The sequence below is a fragment of the Cupriavidus gilardii genome, from assembly GCF_008801915.1.
GTDB lineage: Bacteria > Pseudomonadota > Gammaproteobacteria > Burkholderiales > Burkholderiaceae > Cupriavidus > Cupriavidus gilardii.
Genome location: NZ_VZOV01000083.1, coordinates 1 through 462 on the forward strand (window position 1 = coordinate 1; position 462 = coordinate 462).

Here is a 462-nt window from a genome sequence, read left to right on the forward strand (position 1 = left end):
ATCCGCCGGGACAGCCGCGAGGTCGGCAGGTCCAGCGCCCGGGCCGCGCCCGCGAAGCTGCCGTGGTCCACGACTTCGGCGAAATAGCGCATGTCGTTGAGGTCGTGCATGGTCGATTCACATCATGAATAGAACAATCTATGCCTTCCACGGAATCTTATCAATTCCCGATGCTCAATGGAAAATGACGGCCATCGCAACTTCTTCATCCGAATGGGACCTTTCATGAAACTGCTGCACATCGATTCCAGTATCACCGGCCAGAACTCCGTCACGCGCGGCCTGACGCGCACGATCGTCGAGCAGCAAAAGGCTGCGCATCCCGGCCTGGCGGTGGAATACCTGGACCTGGCCCTGCAGGCGCCCGCGCCCCTGTCGCTGGACGCGCTGGGCTTCCGGCTGCCGCCCTCGGACGAGGCGCTCAGCGATGTCCAGCGGCGCGAGAACGAGATTTCCGAGGCG

General features: G+C 62.6%; 2 protein-coding genes. One reads left to right on the top strand and one right to left on the bottom strand.

The genetic code is table 11. The features are described 5' to 3' along the window. Nucleotides 1-110 (bottom strand): LysR family transcriptional regulator (locus F7Q96_RS26530; RefSeq protein ID WP_151023654.1); only part of this gene is annotated, 110 nt, incomplete at its 3' end. Nucleotides 111-177: 67 nt separating this feature from the next. On the opposite strand from F7Q96_RS26530, the gene F7Q96_RS26535 reads away from it, so the two are divergent. Next, nucleotides 178-462: NAD(P)H-dependent oxidoreductase (locus tag F7Q96_RS26535; RefSeq protein WP_249041737.1), on the top strand; the 285-nt coding region annotated here is incomplete at its 3' end.